The sequence below is a fragment of the Lacisediminihabitans sp. genome, assembly GCF_036404185.1.
Classification (GTDB): Bacteria; Actinomycetota; Actinomycetes; order Actinomycetales; family Microbacteriaceae; genus Lacisediminihabitans.
The window spans coordinates 1-7,329 of sequence record NZ_DASWPB010000133.1; the positions used below are offsets into that span (position 1 = coordinate 1).

Consider the following 7,329-nt stretch of genomic DNA (forward strand, 5'->3'; position numbering starts at 1 on the left):
GGCCCACCCGATAGTGGATGTTCGGACCGGCGAGCTACACGTCGCGCCGGTGGAACGCGGTGAGCGCGGTCCCGAGCAGGGCCGCCGTCGCCCCCGCCATCACCGCGAGACCGCCCCACGGGCCGAGGAGCTTCGGAGCGGGTCGAGTGGTGAGGATGCGCGCGCCGGCGTCGGTCGGCCAATACTTCGCGAAGAGGTCGGGCAGGGGCTTCGGGAACCCGCCCTCGAACGCCGGCACCAGCAATTCGGCGCCGAAGAGCGTCGAGATCGCTCCGGCCGTCGACCGGGTGAGAGTGCCGATCCCGAGGCCGAGCAGCGCGGAGGCGGTGGAGTGGAGACCGCCGCCGAGTACGGCGCGGGCCGAGCCGGGGCTGCGGAAGGTGGCGTGAGGGGCGTCGTGCCTGGCGAGCATCGCCTGGCCGATGAGGAACGCCGCGGTGTTGGCGACGAGTCCGGCGCCGAGGCTGATGCCTGCGGTGGTGAGCGCCTTCGCCGCGAGGAGCCGGGGGCGGTCGGGGACGGCGGCGAGAGTGGGCACGATGGTGTCGGCGTCGTACTCCGAGGTCATCGCGAGCGCACCGAGGACCCCCAGCGTGACCTGCGTCAGGAATCGTCCTTTCAAGCTGGTCTCGGTGGGGTCGAATGCCCGCCGCTCGTCCTGGTCGAGGTCCGGGTAGTGTTCGCCCGACGCATTGCTACCGAGCGCGGCGAGCCCGATGCTCGCGGCCATCGAGCCCGCGACGAGAAGCGGCCTGGTGCGGCTGCTGCGGAACTTGGTGAGCTCCGATCGGAGGATGTCGCGAAATCGGACGACGGAGGGCTTCTCGGTGGCGGCGTTATTGGCGGATGGTTCATGGGAGGGCTCTGGTGGCATGACATCCGCCCCGGTAGGCGCGGTGATCTCCATGAACGCGTCTTCCAGCGAACGCCGCACCGACGCCGACTCGTCGAGCTCGACGCCCGCACGCAGGGCCAGCGCGCCGATCACCGCGCCGTCGAGGCCGGAGACGGCGAACGAGGTCGCGTCGAGCTCGCGCACGACGCCGCCGGCCTCGACGAGGAGGTCGTGCAGGAGGCGCGGGTCCGGCGTGCGCACGTGGATCTCCTCCTGTTCGTGCTCCCGCTCGAAGGCTTTCAGCTCGCTGTCGACGAGCAGTCGCCCCTCTCCGATGATGAGGAGATGATCGGCGGTGACCGACATCTCGGCCATCACATGGCTCGAGACCAGGACGGTGCGCCCCTCTGCGGCCATCCGGCGCATGAGATTGCGGAACCAGATGATGCCCTCTGGATCGAGTCCGTTCAGCGGCTCGTCGAGCACGAGGATCGGCGGGTCGCCGAGCAGGGCCGCGGCCAGCCCGAGGCGCTGCAGCATGCCGAGCGAGAAGGTTCTCGCCGGCTTCCGCCCGACGTCGGCGAGTCCGACGATCTCGAGCACCTCGTCGACGCGGTGGCGGCCGATGCGATTGCTGCGGGCGAGCGCGAGGAGATGGTCAGCGGCGGTGCTGGCGGGCTGCACCGCGCGGGCGTCGAGCAGCGAGCCCACATGCCGCAGGGGCGAGGTCAGCTCCGCGTAAGGGCGCCCGTCTACCTGCACGCTCCCCGAGGTCGGGCGCTCCAGTCCCAGCATCATCCGCAGCGTCGTGGTCTTGCCTGTGCCGTTGCGGCCCAGGAAACCCGTCACCTGGCCCGGCCTCACCGAGAAGGTCACACCGTCCACCGCGGTGAATTCGCCGAAGCGCTTCGTGAGGCCCTTCGCCTCGATCGGGCCGCTCATCGAGCCGTCCCCTCGCGGGAGTCGAAGGGGTCGGGGAAAGCAGTCGAGGTCATGCAATCACACTACACCGTGCAGTGTATAAAGTACATCCGCACCCGGGAACTGCCACTCGCCGGCTCAGGCCGTGCCGGGCCGTTCCCAATCCGCGATCGGGCCGGGCACGACCGTGAAGAGGGGATGCGGTTCCGGCGAGGCGTCCCGCCAACGCTTCCACTCCTCCGGGCTGCGGCGCTCGAGCTTCGCGAGCAGATGCCCCCACTCGTGGGCGAGCTGTCCGTCGGTGACGACGAGACACGGCTCCGGCCGCGCCGGAGCGGTGATCCGGGTCCGGTCGAAGTGGTAACCGCGTCGGTCGGCCTCGTCGGCGAGGCCGGTGAGATAGGCGCCGACAAGCGTCTCGCTGTCTGGCGCCGAACGAAACCGGGCGAGCTGCGGATGCCGCGTGTACCCCTTCGTCCGGCCGGCGAGAACGGCCTGTGCGAGGAGTGCCTCCCGCCAGCAGGCGACCAGCGCCTGCCGGTCCAGCTGACGCGGGTGCACCGACCAGATCCTCACCGAGCGCTCCGTTTCGAGCATCCGCGCGGGCGAACCGCGTCGGACAGCAGTGCGCTTTCGGACGTCCAGGTCATGAGGAGACCCTACTGGCGATGCCGGGCGAGAGCCGCAAGCGAGATGTCTACTGGTCGATGCCGGAGAGGTCGCCCGCGCCGTAGCGGTCGCCGGCTGCCGGGCGCAGACCGTCGAGTCGGGTCAACTGGTCGGGGGTGAGTTCGACGGCGTCCGCTGCCGTGTTCTCCTCGACGCGTTCGACTCGTTTGGTGCCGGGGATGACGGCGAGGTGCTCGGAGCGGGTCAGCAGCCACGACAAGGCGACCTGTGCAGGGGTCGCTCCGGCGCCGGCGGCGATCAACTCGACCTCGTCGACGAGCGCGAGGTTCGCACGGAAGTTCTCCTCGGTGAAGCGCGGGTTCGTCAACCGGAAGTCGTCCGGCGCGAAATCGGCCAGTGAGCGGAACTTCCCCGTAAGAAAGCCACGACCCAGCGGCGAATAGGCGACGAAGCCGACGCCAAGCTCGGTGACCAGTGGGAGCAGTTCCGTCTCGACGTCGCGGGTCCAGAGGGAGTACTCGGTCTGGAGGGCGGCGATCGGGTGCACGGCGTGGGCGCGGCGGATGGTTTCCGGTCCGGCCTCCGAGAGCCCGATGTGGCGGATCTTGCCCTCCTGCACGAGATCGGCCAGAGTGCCCACGACGTCCTCGATGGGGACCGCGGGGTCGACACGGTGCTGGTAGTAGAGGTCGATGTGGTCGGTCTGCAGCCGCCGCAACGAGCCTTCGAGAGCTGCGCGGATGTTCTCGGGCCGCGAGTCGAGGTCGCGACCGGCAGCGTCGTCGAGGTGGGAGATGAATCCGAACTTGCTGGCCAGCACGACCTCGTCGCGGCGGCCCTTCAGCGCGCGGCCGACGAGTTCCTCGTTGGCGTATGGCCCGTAGACCTCTGCCGTGTCGATGAAGTCGACGCCGAGGTCCAAGGCGCGGTGGATGGTGCGCTCTGCCTCGTCGTCGAACTGGCCGGCACCGGTGTAGTAGGCGGACATCGTCATGGCGCCGAGGCCGACGCGTCCGACGGTGAGTCCGCCGAGGGTGATCTTGTTCATGTGCTCTTTCCCTGAATCTGTTCTCTGTTTATTTTGATGAGGGAGGGTGTCGGCCTCCCTCGAAGGAGGAGGCGGCGACAGCCCACCCTGAGATGGCTAGGCGGTGGCCTGAGCGAGTTCGATGATGTTGCCACTGTTGTCGTGGATCATCGCGAGGCGCTGGCCAATCGGCTCGACCTCGAACGGCTCGGCAAGGATCGCGACCCCCTTGTCCTTGAGGCCGGCGACGGTGGCGTCGAGGTCCTCCACGCGCAGGCAGAGGTGGCCGTAGCCGCCGCGACCGAGGTGGTCGGCAACATCGAGCGTCGGGACGATCGTGGTCAGCTGGCCGCCGGCAATGACCTCGACCTCGAAGGAGCCGAGGGCGACGTAGGCGAAGCGGGCGCCGGGTAGTGCCTCCGGCAGCGTCCATTCCTTGCTGACCTCGAAGCCGAGGGTGTCGGTGTAGAAGGCAATGGTGGCGTCGTAGTCCGAGACCCGGATGGCGACGTGGTCGACGCGGGTGAAGCCGAGGGCGCTGGACATGGTGGTTCCTGTCATTGGTCGGTGGCGCGTCGATTGAGTCGATGCGTAGTGCTGGGAAAAGGGTCTAGGCGACGAGGGTGTTTGCGATGTCGATGACGGAGCGGTAGCGCACGCGGCTCGTCACGACCCGCTGATAGGCGTCTTCGATCTGATCGATGCCGATGAGTTCGATCTCCGCAACGATGCCGTGCTCCGCGCAGAAGTCGAGCATTTGCTGCGTCTCGGCCAAGCCGCCCAGGTTCGAGCCGACGATTGCGCGCTGCTGCAGGACGAATGCGGATGCGTGCAGACTGTATGGTTCGGACGGGAACCCGATGTTGATGAACGACCCGTTGGTCTTGATCATCGACAGGTAGTCGTTCAGCGGGATGTCCGCCGAGACCGTGTTGAGGATGAAGTCGAAGGCGCCCGCCAACCCCGTGAAGGTCTCCGGATCACTCGTGGGATAGTAGTGGTCGGCGCCGAACGCGAGCCCGTCGTCCTTCTTGCTCAACGACTGGCTGAGGACCGTGACGGTGGCGCCCATGGCGTGAGCGATTTTGACGGCGACGTGGCCGAGCCCGCCCATCCCGATGATCGCGATGTTCTTACCTTGGGCTCCGAACCGCATCAGGGGCGCGTAGACGGTGATGCCCGCGCAGAGCAGCGGTGCGGTGGCGGCGAGGTCCATCGAGTCGGGGATCGACACGACGAAGTGATCCTTCACGACGATGCTGCGGCTGTAGCCGCCATAGGTGAGGGTTCCGTCGTATTCCCGGCCGTTGTAGGTCGCGACCGGGGTGTTCAGACACAGCTGTTCGTCGCCGCGGAGGCAGCTCTCGCAGTGGCCGCAGGAATCCACGTAGCAGCCGACCCCAACCCGGTCACCGACGCTGAATTTCGTCACCTCGGGTCCGACCGCGGCGACGATTCCCGCGATCTCGTGGCCTGGCACCATCGGGAAGTTTCCCGGCCCCCAGTCCTCATTCACCTGGTGGATGTCGGAATGGCAGATCCCGGCGTACTTGACGTCGATCAGGACGTCGTCGGCACGAAGCTCTCGCCGTTCGATCGTGACCTTCTCGAACGCTGCTCCGGGGTGTGCCGCGCTGAGCGCGAGTGTGGATGTCATGGTTGGCCTTCTTTAGATCACAATGGGTTCGAAAAACGGTGCGTCTGAGGCGCCCGTGGGTGGGTACTTAGGCTGCTGCGGGTGCTTGTGTGAGCCTGCGCAGGGTGAATGGTGCAGCGAGGATCTCGTCGAGGATCCGCGCAACGTTCTGGAAGTGCGGCGTTTGGAAGTGGGTCTCCAAGGCCGCGTCGTCGCGCCATTCCTCGAGGCAGATCATCGCGCCCGGCTTAGCCGGGTCGGCGAGGGGCCGATATCCGAGGCATCCGGCCTCGGCCTCGGAGGGTGCGATCATCTCAGCGAGTGCGTCACGGAGCGCGTCCTCCTGGCCGGGCTTGGCCTGGAAGTCGGCCACAAGGACCAGGGTGTTGGTCATCAGTGGGGTCTCTTCTCTTGTGTTCGAGCGGGTCTGGGTTCAGGTCACTCGGTGACCGTGGTGCCCTTGAAGAGCCAGCTGATCTCCGAGTACGGGCCGACCTCGGCGAAGAACTCCTTGAAGAAATCGCCCGCGGCATGGGCATCGAATGCCGCCTCGTCCGCATACGCCTCGTTCAGGTAGAAACGGTTCTTGTCGTTGGGGTCAGCGATCAACTCGAAACGGAGCGTGCCCGGCTCCGCAGCACCAGCCTCGCGACCATCCTTGAGCGCGGCAGCGATGAACTCCTTCACACGCTCGGGCTGGACGTCCCAGGAAACGGCGATGTGATACATGAAAAACTCCTTGATCGGAATGGTGATGATGGTTCCGCCGGCCCTGGAGAGCCGACGTTGAAAGTCAACAAGCTCGCGGCACCGTGAGGCAGGACACGTTCTGCCTAGGAAGAACCGACCTACCCACACCCCAGGGCGGCCACGGATAATTGAGGGATGGAGAACACCTCGACCCTGGCGGACTTCCTCCGCTCTGCCCGCGCACGAGTGAGCCCCCAAGACGTCGGCCTCGGCAGCGGCAGCCTCACCGCCCGCCGGGTACCCGGTCTGCGGCGCGACGAGGTAGCGATGCTCGCCGGGATGAGCGTCGACTACTACACGCGGATGGAGCAGGGCCGCATCAAGCACGCCTCAGACGCCGTCGTCAACGGGTTGTGCAAGGCGCTGCGGCTCAACGACACCGAACGCAGCTACCTGTTCGGCCTGTTCTCTCCAGCGGTTGGTCGCCCGGTGCCGCAGAAGCGAGCCACGAAGGTGCGGCCGATTTTGCAGCAGATGATGGATCAGATGGACAATACCGCGGCATTCATCCTCGGGGTCGGGATGGATGTGCTTGCCATGAACGACCTGGGCAAGGCGCTGCTGCACGACTTCACGACGGAAACGGGCCTGTCCCGGAGTCTGGCCCGCTGGGCGTTCCTTGACCCCGAAGGACACGCCCGTTACCTCGACTGGGATGCCGCCGCCGCCGACATGGCCGCGATCCTCCGACGCGACTCCACCAGCCACCCCAACGACCGCGAACTCAACGAACTCATCGGCGAATTGACCGTCAAGAGCGACAAGTTCCGCCAGTGGTGGCCGCAGCACAAGGTCTACGAGTGCTCTTCCGGCACCAAGAAGCTCATGCACCCTCTCGTCGGCGAGCTCTCCATCGAATACGAGACCTTCCCCGTGCCCGGCGAACCCGACCAGCAGATGTTTCTCTATACCGCCAAAGCGGGGTCATCCTCTGCGGATGCGCTTCGTATCCTTGCCAGCTGGGATACCGAGTCGGCTTTGGCCGACGCTGCTCACAAAGACTGAGTATTCGGTCCAACCAAGATGCATCCATCGACGGATCTGAGATCTCGGCCGCCTCGGACGATCGCGTCGCTCAGACTCCCGACGTCGTGGTGAATCAGCGTTTCGAGCGCAGGAGGAGTGGATCGTGCGAAGAGACGCCCGCCTCTCGGGTTGCGGGTCGACGCATCCGGCGAACGGACAGGCCGGCGGCGACCAGGACGAGAAGGATCACGAGGGCGGATGCCGACGCCGACACCATGCTGAACTGGTCCAATCCAGCGGTGCCCCACCCGACGATGACCGTTGTCGCGGTCGCGGCGATGACGATCAGGCAACCGATCACAAGCGATGATCCCCGGCGAAACGAGCCGGCCAGGATTCCGATACCGGCGAAGAGGACGACGGCCGACCCGCCGGGACCCTGCCAGCCGTTAACGGCGGAGAGGATCCCGATCGCGATTTCCGCCCCCACCGCGGTCAGGGCAAGGGTGCTCGCCGCGGTTCCTCGCAGGGATAACGCCGCGCAGAAGGCCGATACGAGCAGAG

8 protein-coding genes and 1 pseudogene are annotated in these 7,329 nt (G+C 66.6%); 1 reads left to right on the forward strand and 8 read right to left on the reverse strand.

All coding sequences use genetic code 11. From position 1 onward, the window contains the following. Window positions 1-34 precede the first annotated feature (34 nt). From VGC18_RS09670 to VGC18_RS09700, 7 genes are all read right to left on the reverse strand, one after another. Window positions 35-1,777 (reverse strand): ATP-binding cassette domain-containing protein, encoded by a 1,743-nt coding sequence (locus VGC18_RS09670; RefSeq protein WP_331096714.1) that lies wholly within the window; start codon window positions 1,775-1,777, stop codon window positions 35-37. Between the two features lie 117 nt (window positions 1,778-1,894). Then, window positions 1,895-2,332: a pyrimidine dimer DNA glycosylase/endonuclease V gene (locus VGC18_RS09675; protein ID WP_331096716.1), complete on the reverse strand. Its 438-nt coding sequence runs from the start codon at window positions 2,330-2,332 to the stop codon at window positions 1,895-1,897. A 121-nt stretch (window positions 2,333-2,453) separates the two neighbouring features. Further along, window positions 2,454-3,434, reverse strand: a complete 981-nt coding sequence (locus VGC18_RS09680) for an aldo/keto reductase (protein WP_331096718.1) — start codon at window positions 3,432-3,434, stop codon at window positions 2,454-2,456. A gap of 96 nt (window positions 3,435-3,530) precedes the next feature. Next, a complete protein-coding gene (locus tag VGC18_RS09685; protein ID WP_331096720.1) occupies window positions 3,531-3,959 on the reverse strand; it encodes a VOC family protein in 429 nt (142 codons plus the stop codon). 64 nt (window positions 3,960-4,023) lie between these two features. After that, window positions 4,024-5,070, reverse strand: a complete 1,047-nt coding sequence (locus tag VGC18_RS09690; protein WP_331096722.1) for an NAD(P)-dependent alcohol dehydrogenase — start codon at window positions 5,068-5,070, stop codon at window positions 4,024-4,026. 67 nt (window positions 5,071-5,137) lie between these two features. Then, window positions 5,138-5,443, reverse strand: a complete 306-nt coding sequence (locus VGC18_RS09695; RefSeq protein ID WP_331096725.1) for a putative quinol monooxygenase — start codon at window positions 5,441-5,443, stop codon at window positions 5,138-5,140. 44 nt (window positions 5,444-5,487) lie between these two features. After that, on the reverse strand, window positions 5,488-5,778 hold the full coding sequence (locus VGC18_RS09700) for a putative quinol monooxygenase (protein ID WP_331096727.1): 291 nt from the start codon (window positions 5,776-5,778) through the stop codon (window positions 5,488-5,490). Window positions 5,779-5,934: 156 nt separating this feature from the next. On the opposite strand from VGC18_RS09700, the gene VGC18_RS09705 reads away from it, so the two are divergent. After that, entirely contained in the window at window positions 5,935-6,804 is an 870-nt protein-coding gene (locus VGC18_RS09705) for a helix-turn-helix transcriptional regulator (protein WP_331096729.1), read from the forward strand. A gap of 94 nt (window positions 6,805-6,898) precedes the next feature. Here the strand turns inward: VGC18_RS09705 and VGC18_RS09710 are convergent. After that, window positions 6,899-7,329, reverse strand: a pseudogene (locus tag VGC18_RS09710) (hypothetical protein); the annotation flags it as partial.

Bases quoted from the DNA above. Each gene is read 5' to 3' on its own strand.
- VGC18_RS09680 (WP_331096718.1), bottom strand. From the start codon at position 3,434: ATGAACAAGATCACCCTCGGCGGACTCACCGTCGGACGCGTCGGCCTC.
- VGC18_RS09670 (WP_331096714.1), bottom strand. From the start codon at position 1,777: ATGAGCGGCCCGATCGAGGCGAAGGGCCTCACGAAGCGCTTCGGCGAA.
- VGC18_RS09700 (WP_331096727.1), bottom strand. From the start codon at position 5,778: ATGTATCACATCGCCGTTTCCTGGGACGTCCAGCCCGAGCGTGTGAAG.
- VGC18_RS09705 (WP_331096729.1), top strand. From the start codon at position 5,935: ATGGAGAACACCTCGACCCTGGCGGACTTCCTCCGCTCTGCCCGCGCA.
- VGC18_RS09695 (WP_331096725.1), bottom strand. From the start codon at position 5,443: ATGACCAACACCCTGGTCCTTGTGGCCGACTTCCAGGCCAAGCCCGGC.
- VGC18_RS09685 (WP_331096720.1), bottom strand. From the start codon at position 3,959: ATGTCCAGCGCCCTCGGCTTCACCCGCGTCGACCACGTCGCCATCCGG.
- VGC18_RS09690 (WP_331096722.1), bottom strand. From the start codon at position 5,070: ATGACATCCACACTCGCGCTCAGCGCGGCACACCCCGGAGCAGCGTTC.